Annotated in this window: 16 protein-coding genes; 6 read left to right on the forward strand and 10 right to left on the reverse strand. The window is 67.2% G+C overall.

The window, feature by feature from the left end:
- The first annotated feature begins 287 nt into the window (after nt 1-287).
- The 6 genes from VGV58_RS07070 to VGV58_RS07095 all read left to right on the forward strand — a co-directional run bounded on the left by VGV58_RS07070 (nt 288) and on the right by VGV58_RS07095 (nt 4,771).
- Nucleotides 288-449, forward strand: coding sequence for a Thivi_2564 family membrane protein (locus VGV58_RS07070; protein WP_326873263.1), 162 nt, complete (start codon nt 288-290; stop codon nt 447-449).
- Between the two features lie 229 nt (nt 450-678).
- Nucleotides 679-1,941, forward strand: a complete 1,263-nt coding sequence (locus tag VGV58_RS07075; RefSeq protein WP_326873264.1) for a GTP cyclohydrolase II — start codon at nt 679-681, stop codon at nt 1,939-1,941.
- A 7-nt stretch (nt 1,942-1,948) separates the two neighbouring features.
- On the forward strand, nt 1,949-3,166 hold the full coding sequence (locus VGV58_RS07080; protein WP_326873266.1) for a URC4/urg3 family protein: 1,218 nt from the start codon (nt 1,949-1,951) through the stop codon (nt 3,164-3,166).
- A 34-nt stretch (nt 3,167-3,200) separates the two neighbouring features.
- Nucleotides 3,201-3,842: a uracil phosphoribosyltransferase gene (gene upp / locus VGV58_RS07085; RefSeq protein ID WP_100959125.1), complete on the forward strand. Its 642-nt coding sequence runs from the start codon at nt 3,201-3,203 to the stop codon at nt 3,840-3,842.
- A 63-nt stretch (nt 3,843-3,905) separates the two neighbouring features.
- Nucleotides 3,906-4,334 carry a type II RES/Xre toxin-antitoxin system antitoxin gene (gene parS, locus VGV58_RS07090; protein WP_326873269.1) on the forward strand — a complete coding sequence of 143 codons (429 nt, stop codon included), beginning with the start codon at nt 3,906-3,908 and terminating at the stop codon, nt 4,332-4,334.
- Nucleotides 4,334-4,771, forward strand: coding sequence for an RES family NAD+ phosphorylase (locus VGV58_RS07095; RefSeq protein WP_326873270.1), 438 nt, complete (start codon nt 4,334-4,336; stop codon nt 4,769-4,771). The genes parS and VGV58_RS07095 overlap by 1 nt, the downstream gene beginning before the upstream one ends.
- A 97-nt stretch (nt 4,772-4,868) precedes the next feature.
- Here the strand turns inward: VGV58_RS07095 and VGV58_RS07100 are convergent, their stop codons facing one another.
- From VGV58_RS07100 to VGV58_RS07145, 10 genes are all read right to left on the reverse strand, one after another.
- A complete protein-coding gene (locus VGV58_RS07100; RefSeq protein ID WP_152016925.1) occupies nt 4,869-5,315 on the reverse strand; it encodes a DUF1236 domain-containing protein in 447 nt (148 codons plus the stop codon).
- Between the two features lie 104 nt (nt 5,316-5,419).
- Complete coding sequence (locus VGV58_RS07105) at nt 5,420-5,965, reverse strand: ureidoglycolate lyase (protein ID WP_326873271.1); 546 nt, start codon at nt 5,963-5,965, stop codon at nt 5,420-5,422.
- Nucleotides 5,966-6,044: 79 nt separating this feature from the next.
- The gene (locus VGV58_RS07110; RefSeq protein ID WP_326873272.1) at nt 6,045-7,016 is read right to left on the reverse strand and encodes a tripartite tricarboxylate transporter substrate-binding protein; all 972 of its coding nucleotides are present in this window, start codon (nt 7,014-7,016) and stop codon (nt 6,045-6,047) included.
- A 65-nt stretch (nt 7,017-7,081) separates the two neighbouring features.
- Complete coding sequence (locus VGV58_RS07115) at nt 7,082-8,635, reverse strand: tripartite tricarboxylate transporter permease (RefSeq protein ID WP_326873273.1); 1,554 nt, start codon at nt 8,633-8,635, stop codon at nt 7,082-7,084.
- A 3-nt stretch (nt 8,636-8,638) separates the two neighbouring features.
- Nucleotides 8,639-9,157 carry a tripartite tricarboxylate transporter TctB family protein gene (locus VGV58_RS07120; protein ID WP_326873274.1) on the reverse strand — a complete coding sequence of 173 codons (519 nt, stop codon included), beginning with the start codon at nt 9,155-9,157 and terminating at the stop codon, nt 8,639-8,641.
- On the reverse strand, nt 9,157-10,146 hold the full coding sequence (locus VGV58_RS07125) for a LysR family transcriptional regulator (protein WP_326873275.1): 990 nt from the start codon (nt 10,144-10,146) through the stop codon (nt 9,157-9,159). The genes VGV58_RS07120 and VGV58_RS07125 overlap by 1 nt, the downstream gene beginning before the upstream one ends.
- Nucleotides 10,147-10,379: 233 nt before the next feature.
- On the reverse strand, nt 10,380-11,321 hold the full coding sequence (locus VGV58_RS07130) for a DMT family transporter (RefSeq protein WP_326873276.1): 942 nt from the start codon (nt 11,319-11,321) through the stop codon (nt 10,380-10,382).
- A gap of 85 nt (nt 11,322-11,406) precedes the next feature.
- Entirely contained in the window at nt 11,407-12,069 is a 663-nt protein-coding gene (locus tag VGV58_RS07135) for a glutathione S-transferase family protein (RefSeq protein ID WP_326873277.1), read from the reverse strand.
- A gap of 173 nt (nt 12,070-12,242) precedes the next feature.
- Nucleotides 12,243-13,400 carry an acyl-CoA dehydrogenase family protein gene (locus tag VGV58_RS07140; RefSeq protein ID WP_326873278.1) on the reverse strand — a complete coding sequence of 386 codons (1,158 nt, stop codon included), beginning with the start codon at nt 13,398-13,400 and terminating at the stop codon, nt 12,243-12,245.
- A gap of 117 nt (nt 13,401-13,517) precedes the next feature.
- On the reverse strand, nt 13,518-16,535 hold the full coding sequence (locus tag VGV58_RS07145; protein WP_326873279.1) for an ATP-binding protein: 3,018 nt from the start codon (nt 16,533-16,535) through the stop codon (nt 13,518-13,520).
- Nucleotides 16,536-16,722 lie beyond the last annotated feature (187 nt).

The following is a 16,722-nucleotide window of genomic DNA, read 5'->3' on the forward strand; positions in this document are numbered from 1 at the left end:
CGGATGGGAGAGGGGCAGGGGTGAGGGACCGCCGCTGATTGTAAGGGCGCTCCGGCACCGTTGTACCTCAATCGGTGAGGGCAGGCCCTCATCCCTGCCTTTCTCCCACTCGGGAGAAGGGTTCCCCGCGCCCCTCGTTCGCAAGGTTGGCTCGTCCTCAGCCAGCTACCCTTCCGGAACCTTTTCCCAGGGCTCCACGTTCTCTTGCCCGAGACAGCTCTCTGCGAACGCGTCGCAGCCAGCGCCTCGGGGGGCCGGCTTTCGGCCGCGACAAGAGGATTTGAGCCATGGGCATTCTGATTTCGCTTTTGATTACCGTCCTGGTGATCGTTCTCGTGCTTTATCTGGTGCGGATGCTGCCGGTCGATGGCAACGTCAAGAACATCATCCAGATCATTGTCATCATCATCGGCATCATCTCGCTGCTGCGTTATTTGGCGGTCTTCTAGCCAAAGGGGCCGCCGTCATGCCCGCCCCGTGGCGGGTGTCCATGCGAACATCGCCCGTGACCGGCGAGCACATGGATGGTCGGGACAAGGCCCGGCCATGGCGGTGGTGGCGTTTTCAACCGGCAATTGACGAAAATGCCGCGCTGATCCAGAATCTCAGCGGTCCAGAGGGCCCCGGACGCGACCCGTCCCGGGGCCCTTTCCCGTTCGAGACCGAGCGATCGCCGCGATGACTTCGCAGAACCGTACCAGCCATATCCGCCTGACCTCGCATCCCGAGCCCGGCAGCGCCGCCGCCCGCTTCCCGATCCAATGGGGCGCCGGCACACCGCAGGAGCGAGGGCCGGTCATCGCCTCGACCACCAACCCTGCCGACCGCAACGTCATCGGCGCCCATGGCGGCTCGTATTCGGTCTATCGCGCGCTCGCGATTTCCGCTCGCGCCATGAACCCGTCGCAGCGCCCGGACCTGACCAACACCCATCCGACCTCCGACATCCTGCCGCAGGCGCAATGGTTCGAGCCGGGCAGGATCGTCTCGCTCGATCCGTTCGGCCATCGCGTCGCCCAGGATTTCGGCAAGTGGATCGGCGAGGGCATCGACATCCGCCCGACCATCGCGGTCACCAAGGCACGGCTCAACCTGCCCGAGATCCTCGCCGCCATGGCCGGCCATCGCCTCGCAGCCGATGGCGCCATCCTGCACGGCTCCGGCGACATCAGCGTCACCAAGATCGCGGTCGATCCGGTCTGGCACCTGCCGGGCATCGCCGACCGTTTCGGCACCAGCGAGAACGAACTGCGCCGCACCTTGTTCGAACAGACCGGCGGCATGTATCCGGAGCTGGTGACGCGGCCTGACCTCAAGGTCTTCCTGCCGCCGATCGGCTCGATTACGGCTTATGTCATCGGTGAGGTCTCGGCGATTGCCGACCCCAGGAAGACGCTGGCCTGCCGCGTCCATGACGAGTGCAACGGCTCCGACGTGTTCGGCTCCGACATCTGCACTTGCCGGCCCTATCTCGTGCACGGCATCGAGGAAGCGGTGAAGGAGGCGCAGAATGGCGGCGTCGGCCTGATCGTCTACAACCGCAAGGAGGGCAGGGCGCTGGGCGAGGTCACCAAGTTCCTCGTTTACAACGCCCGCAAGCGCCAGGAGGGCGGCGATTCCGCCGCGACCTATTTCGAACGCACCGAATGTGTCGCGGGCGTGCAGGATGCCCGCTTCCAGCAATTGATGCCGGACGTGCTGCACTGGCTCGGCGTGAAGCGGATCGACCGGCTGATGTCGATGTCGAACATGAAATACGACGCCATGGTCGAGAGCGGCATCGAGATCGGCGAGCGCGTCGCCATCCCGCCTGAACTGGTCCCGCCGGACGCCTCGGTCGAGATCGAGGCCAAGAAGGCGGCTGGCTATTATTCGCCTGACGGCCCGCCCGGCGATAACGCGCTGAAGTCCACCGTCGGCCGCGACCTCGAGAAGTTCTGATCCGCCTATGCCCGACACCAATCCCGAAGCCGTCCGCCAGCTGCTCAAGCCGGCTGCCGTCCGCGAGCGCGCCCAGGAGATGCTGCGGCTCGGCCTCGAGGGCCGGCTGGCGCATTTCAGCGTCCATCCTGAGCGGCTGCCGGCCTGCGCGGCCTATGTGCTGGAGACGATCCGCCAGAACTATCCGGCGCTCGACATCCCCTTCCATGCCCGCTGGCGCCATTTCGTCATCGCCGGCATGGATCGCTGGCAGGTTCTCGACGCCAAGGCGCATTTCGCCGACGCCCGGGCGAGAGGCCGCGCCGCCTACGACCTCGCCGTCGTCAGCGTCCTGCTCGATGCCGGCGCCGGCGCCGACTGGCGCTATCGCGACGCGGTCTCCGGCCAGAGCATCGGCCGCTCGGAAGGGCTGGCCCTGGCCTCGCTCGACATGTTCGCCGCCGGCGCCTTCTCCAGCGATCCCGCCGAGCCGCTGCGGGTGGACGTCTCTGCGCTTGAGCATCTCGACGCCGAGGCGCTGGCGGCCGGCTTCCAGGTCTCTCCGGACAACCCTCTGGTCGGTCTCGAAGGCCGCGCGGCCTTGCTGAACCGCCTCGGCGAGGAGCTGGAGAAACACGGGCTCGCTCGGCCGGGTGACCTGTTCGACCGTCTGGTCGAGGCGGCCGAGGGCCGCTCGATCCGCGCCGCCTATATCCTGTCGCAGGTGCTGGAGGTGCTCGGCGGCATCTGGCCCTCGCGCCTGAACTATGCCGGCATCGCGCTCGGCGACAGCTGGAAGCATCCACTGATCGCACCTGGCGAGGCGACGGCTGGCATCGTGCCCTTCCACAAGCTCTCGCAATGGCTGAGCTATTCGCTGATCGAGCCGCTGCAATGGGCCGGCATCCAGGTCGTCGGCATCGACGATCTCACCGGCCTGCCCGAATACCGCAATGGCGGGCTCCTGCTCGATCTCGGCGTGCTCGCGCTGAAGGATCCGGCTGATGCCGTGCGCGGCCATGAGGTCGGCTCGCAACTGGTCGTGGAGTGGCGGGCGCTGACGGTTGCGCTGCTCGATCGGATCGGCGAACTGGTCCGCGCCGAGCTCGGCCTGAGCGCCGAGCAGTTGCCGCTCGCCAAGGTGCTGGAGGGCGGGACCTGGGCCGCCGGCCGCCGCATCGCCCGTGAGAAGCGCGATGGTGGCGGGCCGCCCTTGACCATCGTCAGCGACGGCACGGTATTCTAGACGATAACGACAAGACGAAGGGGATCAGGATTGCATGGCCACGAGCGCTAACGGCGTCACCGTCGTCGACCACCCGCTGGTGCAGCACAAGCTGACGCTGATGCGCGAGAAGGACCGCTCGACCAAGAGCTTCCGTCAGCTGCTGAACGAGATCGGCATGTTGCTCTGCTATGAGGTCACGCGCGACCTTCCGACCGAGATGATAGAGATCGAGACGCCGCTGCAAAAATCGATGCAGCCGGTGATCTCCGGCAAGAAGCTCGTCTTCGCGCCGATCCTGCGCGCCGGCGTCGGCTTCCTCGACGGCATGCTGGAACTCGTGCCGGCCGCCCGCGTCGCCCATATCGGCCTCTACCGCGATCCGCAGACGCTGCAGGCGGTGGAATACTATTTCAAGGCGCCGTCCGACATCGCCGACCGCATGATCGTGGTGATGGACCCGATGCTGGCGACGGCGAACTCGGCGGTCGCGGCGGTCGACCGGCTGAAGGAACGCGGCGCCAAGGACCTTCGCTTCGTCTGCCTGCTGGCCGCGCCCGAGGGCATCGCCCGCATGCGCGATTCCCATCCGGACGTCCGCATCTGGACGGCGGCGATCGACGAGCGGCTCAACGATCACGGCTATATCGTGCCTGGCCTCGGCGATGCCGGCGACCGGATGTTCGGCACGCGCTGACGCACTCCATTGAAGTTCTGGCGATATGCGCCTATCTTAGGGGCATATCGCCAGGAGGGTGTCATGACTGCGCTGCGCGCCATCGAGGTCGTCGGCGGTACCAAGGTGATCGGCGCTCCCGTCGACACCAGTCTCGAGCTGATCGCGGCCGTGCGCCGCGGTTTTCCGGTCGGGACGGTCGAGCATGTCATCGCCACCGGCCGGATGACCCTGGCCGAGATCGATGAGGTCGTGCTGCCGCGCAAGACCTTGAGCCATCGCCGCAAGATCGGGACGCTGACCAGCGAGCAGTCCGATCGGCTGGTCCGTGCCGCCCGCGTCATCGCCGAGGCCGAGGAAACCTTCGGCTCACAGGAAAAGGCCGGCCGCTGGCTGCGCCGCCCGACCAGCGTGCTCGACGGGCAGAAGCCGCTGGCCTTGCTCGACACCGGCGAGGGCGCAAATGCGGTCGAGGCGCTGCTCGGCAGGATCGCGCACGGCATCGCCGTCTGATGCGCGCTTGGCGCGTTGCGCGCGCGCCCTTTGCCGATCTGACCGGCGAGGGCGCTCGCCTCTATGGCGGGCGCTGGAACTTGCCGGGCCGGGCGATGGTCTACACGGCCGAGAACCCGGCACTCGCGATCCTCGAGGTCCGCGTCCATCTCGACCTCGAGCCAGATCTCGTCCCCGACGATTATGTGCTGATCGAGATGGAGTTTGGCGACGCGCCGGCCGCTGCAGTTGAGCAGGCGCCCGCTGACCCCGCCGCTTTCGGCGATGCCTGGCTTATCCGGGCCGAGGAAGCGGTCCTGAAGGTTCCGTCCTTCATCGCGCCACAGAGCTTCAACTACCTCGTCAATCCCGCCCACCTCGGCGCTGCCACAATCAGTATCGTCTCGCGGCAGCCCTTCTCTTTCGACCGGCGGCTATGGCTGCCGCTGACGAGCTGACATGACAAAAAGGCCCGCCCCGTTCCCGGGGCGGGCCTTGCGATCCGGATGGTCATTCAGGTCGTGATGACGCGAGCGACCAGCGGATCTGCCTGGGTCATTCGATGATCTGCACCACGCGGCGGGTCTGCGGCTCGACCAGAACGGCGCGATTGTTCACCACCGTATAGCGATAGCCGCTGGCGCGCTCGCCGAACTCGGCGGGCACCTCGCGATAGACCACGCCCTGCTGCGGCAGAACTGTGCCGACCGCTACCGGCTCGGCATAGGCGTAGGACGGCACGCGCTGCTCGACCACATAGGTGCGGAAGCGCGGGGCATTGTCGCCGATCACCGCGCCGGTGAAGCCGCCGACTACAGCGCCACCGACGCCGCCGACGACCGCACCGACCGGGCCGCCGACCACGGCGCCACCGACAGCACCCGCGGTCGCGCCGCCGACGATGCCGCTGGCCGCGCCGCCCTGGGCGCCGTCAGGATTCTGGGCGAAGGCCGCCGCCGGGACGATGGCGAGGGCGGTGACGAGAGCAAGCTTCTTGAACATGTCCGTTCTCCTTCCAGAGTGGGAACCTCGGGAAAGGAAACGGGCAAGTGTCGGGCCCGGTTCCGCCAAATCGGTCACAAGCTGTGAACGATCGTGAACGGGGGTTACGGATTCGGCTTTTCAAACAAGGCGTTGGAATCGATCACGAGCTCGATCCCGGCGGCATGGAAATCGTGAACCTGGGTGCGCTGGGGCGCACGGCCGGGATTGTCGAACAGCTCGTTTACGGTTGCTTCCTCCGACAGGAACAGGAAGTCGGCGTGGCTGCCGTGCTCGGGATAGGCGTCGATCGCGTGCCAAGTGCCGCGATGGAACAGCACGCCTTCGCCATCGAGCCGGAAGGCGCGCAGCGCTTCGGGCGTCGGCGGGGTGTCGGAGGGCTCGGCGACCACGATGATGGCCGGTGGGCCACCGAGCGGCTGGCGTGCCTCGGTGACGTGCAGGTGCCGCTCGATCAGCACGACGGTGAACGGCCGCGCATGGTAGCGCACGATCTGCAGCCGCGGCCGGCTCTCGGCGGCGAAAGGCTGGATCCAGATGTCGTAGCCTTCGCGGCCGGCATCGCGTTTGCCTGCGGCTCGGAGTACGCGGCCATAGGGCGCGAAGGCTTCGGGCGAGATCGGCGAGACAGGCAAGGTGATGCGGCGCATGTCCGCATCGTAGTGTGTCGTCGCCAAAAGAAAACGGCGGGCCTGAAGCCCGCCGTCCATAGTCATATGCGTTTGGCGCTTACTGCTTCGGCGCGGCGGCGAGCACCGGCGAGAGCTTGTCGGCGTCGCGCTTGATGAGCGCGGCGAAGCCGGCAGGCGTACGCTCTTCCTTCGTCGGCAGCACGGTACCGAGGTCGAGCAGGCGCTTCTTGACGGCCTCGTCGTTCAGCGCCTTGTCGAGTGCGTCGACCAGCTTGTCGACGGCCTCCTTCGGCATGCCCTTCGGTCCAGCGATCCCGTTCCAGGCCTCGATCTGGTATTCGGGCAGCCCGGCTTCCTTGGTGGTCGGGATGTCCGGCAGGGCGGGCGAGCGTTCGGCCGAGGCGATCGCATAAGCCTTGATCGTGCCGGCCTTGATCTGCTCGGCGACGCTGACGATCTGGTCGCACATGAAGTCGACCTGGCCGGAGACCAGGTCGTTCAGCGCCGGGCCGGTGCCGCGATAGGCGACCGAGTTCAGCTTGGGCACGCCGAGCTGGCCCTTGAGCAGGGTGCAGGTCGTCCACGACACCGAGCCGACGCCGGCATGCGCCTCGTTCACCTTGTCGGTGTTCGCCTTCACATAGGAGACGAACTCCTTGAGGTCCTTCGGTGCGAAGGCCTTCTTGGCGACGATCAGGATCGGCGTGCCGCCGGCGAGGCCGATCGTCTGCATGCCGTTGATCGGGTCGTATTTCAGGCCAGGATAGGTCGCAGGCGCAGCCGAGAAGGTGCCCAGATGCCCCATCGCGATGGTGTAGCCGTCCGGCGCCGCGGTGACCGCGCGGGTGATGCCGGTGGTGCCACCGGCGCCGGCGACGTTCTCGACCACGATCTGCTGGCCGAGCGTCTTCGACATGTTCTCGCTGACGATGCGGGCGATGATGTCGGTCGGCCCGCCGGCGGCGAAGGGCACGATCATGGTGATCGGCCGCTCCGGATATTTGGACTGGGCCTGCGCCGGCAGCGTGAAGGCGAGCGCTGCAGCAAGACCGAGTACGAGCTTCTTCATGATCAATCTCTCTCCCTTGAAATGATATGGCGAGGATGCCTTGACGGGGCCGGCAGGCAACCCCGTCATTCGGTGAAGACCTCGTCGCGCTTCTTCGACATCGACGGCAGGAGCGCGATCACGAGGATCACGACGGCGACCAGCAGCAGGCCGGCCGAGATCGGCCGCTCGAGGAAGGTCATGAACGAGCCGCGCGAGATGATCAGCGCCTGCCGGAGCTTCTCCTCCATCAGCTTGCCGAGCACGAAGCCGAGCAGCATCGGGGCTGGCTCGAAGCCGAGCTTGATCAGCAGGTAGCCGAACAGGCCGAACAGCGCGGTGAAGGCGACGTCGACCGGCTGGTTGTTCACCGAATAGATGCCGATCGAGCAGAAGATCAGGATCGCCGGGAACATCAGGCGGTAGGGCACCTGCAGCAGCTTCACCCAGACGCCGACCAGCGGCAGGTTGATGATCAGCAGCATCAGGTTGCCGATCCACATCGAGGCGATCATGCCCCAGAACAAATCGGGGTTCTTGGTCATGACCTGCGGGCCGGGGATGATGCCGTGGATCGTCATCGCGCCGACCATCAGCGCCATCACCGCATTCGGCGGGATGCCGAGGGTGAGCAGCGGGATGAAGGCGGTCTGCGCGCCGGCATTGTTGGCCGATTCCGGGCCTGCGACGCCCTCGATCGCGCCCTTGCCGAAGCGCGACGGGTCCTTGGCGATCTTCTTCTCCAGCGTGTAGCTGGCGAACGGGCCGAGAACCGCGCCGTTGCCGGGCAGGATGCCGAGGATGCCACCGATGAAGGTGCCGCGCAGGCAGGGCGCCGTCGATTGCTTGATGTCCTCCCAGCTCGGCAGCAGGCGGCCGATCTTGGCACGAACGACATCGCGCGCCTCCGGATTCTCCAGGTTGCGCAGCACCTCGGCGAAGCCGAACACGCCCATCGCCAGCACGGCGAAGTCGATGCCATCAGACAGCGGCGGGAAGCCGAAGGTCATGCGCTCCTGGCCGGTCTCAAGGTCGGTTCCGACGGTCGAGAGCAGGAGGCCGAGCATGATCATGCAGAAGGCCTTGAGGATCGAGCCGCGCGCCAGCACGACCGCGAAGCACAGGCCCATCACCATCAGCGAGAAGTACTCGGCCGGGCCGAAGAGCAAGGCGAGCCGGGTCAGCGGCGCACCGAGCGCGGCGATGATCACGGTCGCGACGCAGCCGGCGACGAAGGAGCCGATCGCGGCGGTGCCGAGCGCGACGCCGGCGCGGCCCTGCTTGGCCATCTGGTGGCCGTCGAGGGTGGTGACGACGGCAGTCGCCTCGCCGGGGATGTTGACCAGGATCGCGGTGGTCGAGCCGCCATATTGCGCACCGTAATAGATGCCGGCGAGCATGATCAGCGCGCCGACAGGATCGAGACCGAAAGTGATCGGCAGCAGCATAGCGATGGTGGCGACCGGTCCGACGCCGGGCAGCACGCCGATCAGCGTGCCGACCAAGCAGCCGACGAAGCAGAGCGCGATGTTGATCGGCACGGGGACGGTGATGGCACCCTGAAGGAAGGCGGGGGACCACCAGACGATTTTCCAGACGGTCGAGAAGCCGAGGCCCAGATGGGAAAGCATTTCATTCATGGTTCAGATCCCCAGCAGCCAGGGCGCCAATGGGATCGGCAGGCTGAGTGCGTATTTGAACAGGAGCGCGCAGCCGATCGTCATGGCCACGGCGAAGATCAGGAGTTCCTTGATCTTCACGTCGGTTGCCGCGAGGCCGGAGATGATCACGACCAGCGGGCCGGAGACGAGCATGCCGAGCTGCGGCACCTTGAGCGGGCCGATCTCGAAGCCGCGGATGGTCAGGCCGAAGACGACTGCCGCGCCGAGCACGAAGATGACGCCGCGCCAGGACCAGCCGGAAAGCTTCTCGCCATTGTAGCGCAGCGAGTTGAAGGCGAGCATTGCGCCGAGCGCGGCGCAGATCCAGGCGAAGGCCTTGGGCAGCATGCCCGGGCCGATCTGGCGCAGCGTCCCGGTCGGAAGGTCGCTCGACAGGAACAGCGCCAGCCCAGCGAGCGCGATCATGAACAGGCCGGCGGCCAGGTCCTGTGTCGAACGGACGCGCCAACCTCGCGCGGCCTCGATCTTGTTCAGACTCATCAATGTCCTCCGGCTCGGGTGGTTGCTGTGCGGATGGCAGGTTTCCTGCCACGCCCGTTGACGCTGAACGGCAGGACGTGGCCCTCGTCGATCAGGGTCACGCTCTCGCGCAGGATGGCGAGGAAGTCGTCGCGGGCGGCGAGCTTCTGGTGCGGCCGCCAGGCGACGCCGACGAGCGCCCCGGGCGGCGGCGGGTCGAGCAGCGCGCCGCGCAGGCGCCGCATGGTGACCCCGGGGAAGCTCAGCCGCGAGACCCAGTCCGGCGCCAGCGCCATGCCGAGGCCGGCCGCGACAGCGGACATCATCGCCGGCTTCTCGGTCGCCTCGATGGTGACGTTGGGCACCGCCCCGACGCTCTCGAAATAGGCCATGACGAGGTCGTAGGCGAAGGGGCGGATCCGCTTCGACGGCACGACGAAGGGCTCGCCGACCAGGTCCTGCATGGTCAGGAATTCACGCGCCGCGAGCGGGTGGCTCTCGCTCAGCACCACGATCGGCCGCTCGACGCGCAGGATCTCGAAAGCGCAGTCGGTCGGCTTGCGCGGCGGGCGCAGCAAAGCGAGGTCGAGCTTGCCGGCCTCCAGCATCTGCACCAGCGGCGCCGTCATCGCCTCGACGAACTTGATCTCGATGCCGGGATGGCGCGAGCGGAACGTCACCAGCGCCTCCGGTACGAAGCTCGACGAGGCCGCGTCGATCGCGCCGACCCGCAAGACCTTGCTCGAGGCCAGCGAGGCCTCGCGCACCGAGCGCGAGGCGCGCTCCATCCGGACGAGGATGGCCTTGGCCTCTTCCAGCATGATCAGCCCGGCACGCGTGAGCGCGACCTGCCGGGTGGTGCGCGTCAGCAGGCTGACGCCGAGCTCGTCCTCGAGCGCGCTGATCTGGCGTGAAAGGGCTGGTGGTGCGAGGCCGAGCCGCTCGGCCGCCCGGCCGAAGTGCAGCTCTTCCGCCACCGCGATGAAACATCGCAGCTGCCGCAGGTCCATGGTTGTTGCGCTCCCCTCTGGCGTATCGCTTTTTGTGATATCTGCCAGTTGTTTCGGTTATGCCCTTTAGCGCCGTCCGCCAGTTTTGCGACCCTAGAGCAATTCATAATTTTTTGGCAACAAAGCTCACTGCTGAAAGAGCGGCGTCCACAGAGGTGAACGCCGCTCCCGGCCTGATGATGCAATAATGGCTTGATGGCTCGGCGCTTTGTGCGCGCCCGGCCGCGACCTCGTCAGGCTGTTGGCACGTCTGCTCGCCTTGCATTCCACAGCCCCGCGACGCGGCCGTCGATCAGCGCGAGCCCGACGAAGATCGCGGCCATGCCGGCGAAATGGCGCGGCAGCAGCTCCTCGCCCAACAGCCCGGAGCCGAGCAAGATGGCGCTGACCGGGATCAGGAAGGTCACCAGCATGACGTTGCTCGGCCCGGCGGCGCGCATGATCCGGAAGAAGATGATGTAGGCCAGCGCCGTCGAGATCAGCGCCAGGCCAACCGCGGCGAGGATCGCCTGCTGCGAGGGGACCGGCAGCGTCCAGGGGGGATGCAGGAAAAAGACGATCGGGACGATCATCACCGTCGAGGCCGTGAGCTGTCCCGTCGCCGCGACGAGCGGCGGCATGCCGCGGAAGCGCCGCCCGAACAGGCCGGAGAAGGCATAGGAGACCGCGGCGAGGATGCAGGCGAGCTGCGCCGCGAGGTTGGAGCCGAGGCCGCCGAGCACATCCGGGCCCATCAGGATGCCGACGCCGATCAGGCCGGCGAGTACGCCGCCGAGCTTCAACCCGGTCGCCTTCTCATTGGCGAAGCAATGCATCACCAGCACGGCAAAGACCGGCGTGGTCGCGTTCAGGATCGAGGCGAGGCCGCTGGCGATCTGCTGCTGGCCCCAGAGGAACAGGCTGAACGGGATCAGGTTGTTGAGGATGCCCATGCCGAAGAAAGCCAGCCAGACGCTGCGGCCGACCGCCATCGAGTGCCCGGTGATCCGCACCACCAGCAGCAGCGCCAGCGCCGCCAACCCGACGCGCACCTGCACGACGGCGAAGGGCGGCCATTCCGCCACGGTGATCTTGTTGAAGAAGAACGAGCCGCCCCACAGGATCGAGAGGGCGATCAGCAGGAGCCACTCGGTGGGGCCCATGCGAAGCGAGGAAGCGGGAGTTGGCTGTGTCATGACGCAATCTGTCCTCGCAAGGCGGGTCATCCTGCGTCAGTAGGTGGCCGGGCCGAACCCGGCCACCCGATTTCCGTGATGCTGCTCAGGCCGGCTCCGCCTCGCGTGCGGCCCACATCGCCTTGAAAGCGGGGCGCTGGTGCAGCTTGTCGAGCCAGGCCTTGACGTTCGGGGCGGCGTCGAAGAGCTGCGACGCCGGCTTGGCGTAGCGGATGACCTCGGCGACGTTGATGTCGGCGACGGTGAAGCGCCCGCCCATGACGTAGCCGCCACCATCGGCCAGCGCCTTGTCGAGCACGGCGAACGGTGCGGCAAGCGCCTCGAGCGCCTTGCTGACGAGGGCGGGGTCGCGCTTCTCGGGCGGATAGGCGGCGAGATGGTAGGTCAGGTTGAGCGCGTTCGTCTCGCATTCGGTCGCGGCCCAGAGCGCCCACATCGCGGCGAGCCCTTCCTCCTGCACGTCCTTCGGTGCGACCGGCCCGCCATGCTTGCGGGCGAGGTAGAGATTGATCGCCAGCGACTCGTGCAGCACGAAGCCGTCATCGTCGATCGAGGGAACATGGCCGTTCGGGTTGACCGCCATGAACTCGGCGCTGCGCGTATGGATCGGTGCGCCCGGCGCGTTCGGGTCAGGCACGCGATAGACCTGGATCACCGGCACATGCTTGAAGGTGATGCCGAGCTCGTTTGCGAGCCAGACATTGCGCGTCGCGCGCGAGCGATAGCAGCCATAGATGGTCAGGGACATCAGCAGGATTCCGGCGAGCGGGAAGGGGGCTCCGAATCCGGCGGATGCGGAGAAGAAAATTCTATAGCATCGGACCGAAAAGTGGAATCTGCTTTTCGGACAAATCCGATGCGATAACAATGTGCTAGATGATCGTGACCACATCCGCTTGGATGCGCGATGATCTGGGAAGCTCAGCCGAGCTGGCGCAAGGTCTCGCGTGCGATGATCAGCCGCTGGATCTCGGAGGTACCCTCGTAGATTCGGGTGATGCGGGCGTCGCGCGCATAGCGCTCGACCGGGAAATCGCGGCAATAGCCGGCGCCGCCATGGATCTGGATCGCCGTATCTGTGCAGCGGTGTGCGGCCTCCGAGGCGAAGAGCTTGGCCATCGAGGCTTCCTTGGCGAAGGGCTCGCCGCGATCCTTCTTCGCGGCGGCATTGAGGATCAGCAGGCGCGCCGCGTGCAGGTCAAGCTCGCGATCGGCGATCATCCATTGCAGGCCCTGGAACTCGGAGATCGCCTGGCCGAACTGCTTGCGCTCGCGGGCATAGGATTTCGCGGCGTCCATCGCGGCGCGGGCGATGCCGAGCGAGACCGAGGCGACGCCGATGCGCCCGCCGGCGAGCTCGCCGACCGCGACGCGGAAGCCGTCATTCTCCTTGCCCATCAGACTGGCGGCAGGAACGCGCGCGCCGTCGAAATGGATGGTGTTCGTCGCCGAGCCGGTCTGACCCATCTTGGTTTCGGCCTTGCCGATGCTGACGCCGGGCGTATCGGCGGGCACCAGGAAGACCGAGATGCCCTTGCCCTTCGGCGCGTCGGGATTGGTCACGCCCCAGACGACGAAGAGCCCGGCATACTCGCCGGAGGTGATGAAGATCTTCTGGCCGTCGAGAACGTAGGCGTCGCCGTCGCGCCGGGCGCGCAGCTTCATGCCGGCAGGGTCGGAGCCCGCCCCGGCTTCGGTCAGGCAGAAGGCGCCGGCGGGATAGCTCCCGTCCGCCAGTTTCGGCAGATAGGTCGATTTCTGCGCCTCGTTGCCGACGGCCTGGATGACTTCGCCGACCATGTTGGTCACCGAGGTCGTGACCGCCGTCGAGGCGCAGGCGGCGGCGAGCTCCTCCAGCGCCAGGGCGAAGGCGACGGTGCCGGCTTCGGTTCCGCCGAACAACCCCTTGACGTTGAGCGCCATGAAGCCGTTTTCGGCGAGCAGCTTGAGGTTGGCGAGGAACTCCTGCCGGCCTTCGCCACGGTCGAGCCGCTCGGCCAATGGCGCCAGCCGGTCCGCAGCGAGCTTGCGCGCGCTTTCGCGGATGAGTTCTTCTTCTTCGCTGAATGCGAATTGCATGCGGATGCTCGCCGATCGGGGGCCGGACGGCAACTCTAGAGCGGGCCGCTGCGTCCGCCAATGTGCGGCCTCGCTTTCCTCGGCGTGCGCATTGAGGCGTTATCGGCGCAGCAAGCCTCAGCTCGCCAGCACCCGCTGTGGCGGGAAGGTGACCTCGACCAGCGTGCCTTCCTTCTTGACGCTGGTGATCGAGAGCGCCGCCCGGTTGGCTTCGACCAGCGCCTTGGTCAGGGGCAGGCCGAGGCCGGTGCCGCCCGCTTTGCGCGTCGTCGGCACCTGGCGGAACGGCTCCAGTGCCAGCTTGATCTCGTCGTCGTCCATGCCGATGCCGGTGTCGCGGACCCGCAGGATCGCCTCGCCCTGGTCGCCGAGCGCGGTCGAGACGATCACCTGCCCGCCAGCATCGGTGAACTTCACCGCATTGGAGAGCAGGTTGATCACGATCTGGCGCAGCGAGCGCTCGTCGGCGACGACCGGCGGGAGCTTCGGCGCGAGACCGGAGCGCAGGACGACGCGGCCGCGCTGTGCTTCCGGCTGCAGCAGGTTCACGGCGGACAGCGCGATGTCGTTGAGGTTGACGCTGCCGAAGTCGAGGTCGAGCTTGCCGGCCTCGATCTTGGCGAGGTCGAGCAGGTCGTTGACCAGGCTGATGACGTAGCCGCCCGACTGGTGGATGTCGCGCAGATATTCCTTGTAGCGCTCGTTCTCGATCGGGCCGAAGCGCTCCTCCGCCATCACCTCGGCGAAGCCGATGATCGCGTTGAGCGGCGTGCGGATCTCGTGGCTGATCTTGGCGAGCACGTCCGATTTCTGCGCGCTCGCCTTCTCGGCGCTCTTGCGCGCCTCGACCAGCTCGCCCTCGGTCTTCTTCCAGGCGGTGATGTCGCGCAACACCGCGCAGAACTTGCTGTCCGGCCCTTCGGCGATGCGGCCCATGGTCATGAACAGCGGGATGCGCCCGCCCTGGCGCACGCGGCCGATGACCTCGCGGCCATCGTTCATCAGCGATGCGACGCCGCCGCCGATCAGCCCGTCGAGATAGTCGAGCGCCGGCGAATGGCTTTCGGGGGCAAAGAGCAGTGTGAAGAGCTCGCCGGCGACCTCGCGCTGGTCGTAGCCGAACAGCGCCTCGGCGCTCTTGTTGAGCGACAGGATGCGCCCGCGCCCGTCGACGGTGACGACGCCGTCGGTCGCGGTGTCGAGCATCGCAGACAGCTCGGAGACGCGGGCGTCGTTGGCCTGCCCCTCCAGTCGCAGCTGCTGGACGCGGGAGGCGGCCTCTTCCTCTTCCGCTTCGAACTCGGCCGCGAGCTCCTGCTCTTCGGCCTCCTCGGGCGTCAGCATCTTGAGGTCGCCGCCCGGCACGCTGTTGCGGAAGGCCATCAGCGTCGCCGCTTCGCCCTGCCAGCTCACGCTGGAGAGCCGGCCGTCGACGCTGATCAGCCCGCCCTTGCGGTCGACCAGGATCATCGCGCCGTCGCTGTTGTGATTCAGCCCCCTGATCAGCTTGCTGACGCCGCCGGCCGCAGTGAGATCGTCGAGGTCGGCATAATCAAGCAGGTCGAGCAGAGTGCGGTTGGCGTAGAGCGCCGTTTCGTCGCGATTGACCAGCACAGCGATCGGCAGCCGGTCGAGGATCTCGGCATGGGCATTGGCGACGCGTGGGCGCTGCTCGGGAGCGGGTGGAGAAGCCGGCGTCGCAGGTGTTGCGACGGCAGGCTCGTCCTTGGCGTTGCCCAGTTCCTTCTCGCGCACGCGCAACGGGGTGGCTGCCGGCAGGCGCGGTCCCCCTGGCTCGTCCTCCTCGCCGGCGATGCGGGCGCCGAGCGCCTTGGCGATTTCGCGGAAGGCGTTGCGTTCGGCCGAGGAGAGCAGGGCCTTGGACGGTTCGAGCACCGGGCGGACGGCCGCAAGATGGCCGTTGCGCAGCGGCACGACATTCGCCGGCGGCGCTTCGGAGGCTGGCTGCGGCGGTTCGCGGGCTTCCGCCGGATCGTCGCTGCCTTCGGCTGCCTCCGTCGTGGCATCGTCATCCGAAGCCCTGGGCTCGGCCGGCGCGTCTTGCGCTTCTACGGCTTCTTCCGGCTCGGAGGACGCTTCAGCGGGCGCGTCTGGATCAATCGGCGCGCCGTCAGTCTCGTCCTCGCCGGCTTCTGCTCGCGCCGGCTCAAGCGGCAGCGCCTCGGCAGTTTCGGTCGAGGGAGCTGCGGGCGTGGTGTCTTCCCCGAGAGCCGCGACCGGCGGTTCTGCCGCCAGGATATCAGCTTCCGGAGCTACGGAGGCGACATCCTCTTCAGGCGCTTCCCGCTCCGGAAAAGTCTCGTTGACCGGTGAGCGGGCGAGGCCAAAGCCGCGGAAGCCGGCGGGATTGCGCTCGCCGTCAAACAGCGGAAAGCCGGACAGCTCGACGCGCGCGCCTTCGCCCGGCGACACACGCCAGAGCACGGCCCGGCCGCTCCAGGTCGAGGACGTCGCGAGGCGTGCCGCCAGGTCGCCCTCGAGATCGACGATGTCGCTGGCGAGCAGCGCGGACCAGTTACGTCCCTGCGTCGCGCTCGCGACCTTCTGGCCGACCAGCGCGGCGAAGTCCTGCGACAGACTGACCAGCGTCCCGTCGAGGCCGCTTTCCCAGAGGAAGCGCAGATTGGCGCGGCGTGGCTGCTCGGGTGATTCGGTGGCGCTGTCCGCCATGACAGCTGTCGTTGGGGGCGCGGCCGGGGGCGGCGCGGCAACCGCCGCCGGCTCGTCCTTCGGCACGGTGATGCCGAGGCGGCGCAATTCGGTGGCGGTGACGCCGATGGCCAGCGCCGGGCCGGAGCCGGTCTCGATGCGCTTGCAGCCGCAGGTCACGAGCCCCGTGAGAGAGGCGCCGAGCCGCAATCTTTCGAGTCGCAGCGCCGTCGGCGAGGCAAGCCCGCCGGCAAGCAGCCGCAAACGCTCGCGCGTTGCAGCGGGAAGCTTGACGGCTCCACCGAATGCGTCGAGCAGCGCCCGGCCGCCGGCATTGGCGAAGGCCGGGGCGTCGCCGCCGGCTGGCCAGAGCAGCAGCGCGCCGTCACGGGCAAAGCCCGCGAGCGCGGGGTCCTGCGCGAGCGCGCCGGTTGCACCGTTCCAATCCTGTCCGGATTCGCTCATCCTGCTCCGCTCTGCCTGCTGGCGACTCCAGCCCGCGCGAATATGCCTAACAAATCTTTAATAACCGCGCGAGCGGGGTGAATCCATGCGGGAACCCGGCCTCTCCCCTGACGTTTCAAAACAGCGTTAATATGCCCCCGCCGCCGTCTCGGTGGCGGCATTGTCATTGCACTGCAATAATGATATT

The organism is Allobosea sp., assembly GCF_035944895.1.
In the GTDB taxonomy this organism is placed as follows: domain Bacteria; phylum Pseudomonadota; class Alphaproteobacteria; order Rhizobiales; family Beijerinckiaceae; genus Allobosea.

Bases quoted from the DNA above. Each gene is read 5' to 3' on its own strand.
- VGV58_RS07070 (WP_326873263.1), top strand. From the start codon at position 288: ATGGGCATTCTGATTTCGCTTTTGATTACCGTCCTGGTGATCGTTCTC.
- VGV58_RS07075 (WP_326873264.1), top strand. From the start codon at position 679: ATGACTTCGCAGAACCGTACCAGCCATATCCGCCTGACCTCGCATCCC.
- VGV58_RS07080 (WP_326873266.1), top strand. From the start codon at position 1,949: ATGCCCGACACCAATCCCGAAGCCGTCCGCCAGCTGCTCAAGCCGGCT.
- upp (WP_100959125.1), top strand. From the start codon at position 3,201: ATGGCCACGAGCGCTAACGGCGTCACCGTCGTCGACCACCCGCTGGTG.
- parS (WP_326873269.1), top strand. From the start codon at position 3,906: ATGACTGCGCTGCGCGCCATCGAGGTCGTCGGCGGTACCAAGGTGATC.
- VGV58_RS07095 (WP_326873270.1), top strand. From the start codon at position 4,334: ATGCGCGCTTGGCGCGTTGCGCGCGCGCCCTTTGCCGATCTGACCGGC.
- VGV58_RS07100 (WP_152016925.1), bottom strand. From the start codon at position 5,315: ATGTTCAAGAAGCTTGCTCTCGTCACCGCCCTCGCCATCGTCCCGGCG.
- VGV58_RS07105 (WP_326873271.1), bottom strand. From the start codon at position 5,965: ATGCGCCGCATCACCTTGCCTGTCTCGCCGATCTCGCCCGAAGCCTTC.
- VGV58_RS07110 (WP_326873272.1), bottom strand. From the start codon at position 7,016: ATGAAGAAGCTCGTACTCGGTCTTGCTGCAGCGCTCGCCTTCACGCTG.
- VGV58_RS07115 (WP_326873273.1), bottom strand. From the start codon at position 8,635: ATGAATGAAATGCTTTCCCATCTGGGCCTCGGCTTCTCGACCGTCTGG.
- VGV58_RS07120 (WP_326873274.1), bottom strand. From the start codon at position 9,157: ATGAGTCTGAACAAGATCGAGGCCGCGCGAGGTTGGCGCGTCCGTTCG.
- VGV58_RS07125 (WP_326873275.1), bottom strand. From the start codon at position 10,146: ATGGACCTGCGGCAGCTGCGATGTTTCATCGCGGTGGCGGAAGAGCTG.
- VGV58_RS07130 (WP_326873276.1), bottom strand. From the start codon at position 11,321: ATGACACAGCCAACTCCCGCTTCCTCGCTTCGCATGGGCCCCACCGAG.
- VGV58_RS07135 (WP_326873277.1), bottom strand. From the start codon at position 12,069: ATGTCCCTGACCATCTATGGCTGCTATCGCTCGCGCGCGACGCGCAAT.
- VGV58_RS07140 (WP_326873278.1), bottom strand. From the start codon at position 13,400: ATGCAATTCGCATTCAGCGAAGAAGAAGAACTCATCCGCGAAAGCGCG.
- VGV58_RS07145 (WP_326873279.1), bottom strand. From the start codon at position 16,535: ATGAGCGAATCCGGACAGGATTGGAACGGTGCAACCGGCGCGCTCGCG.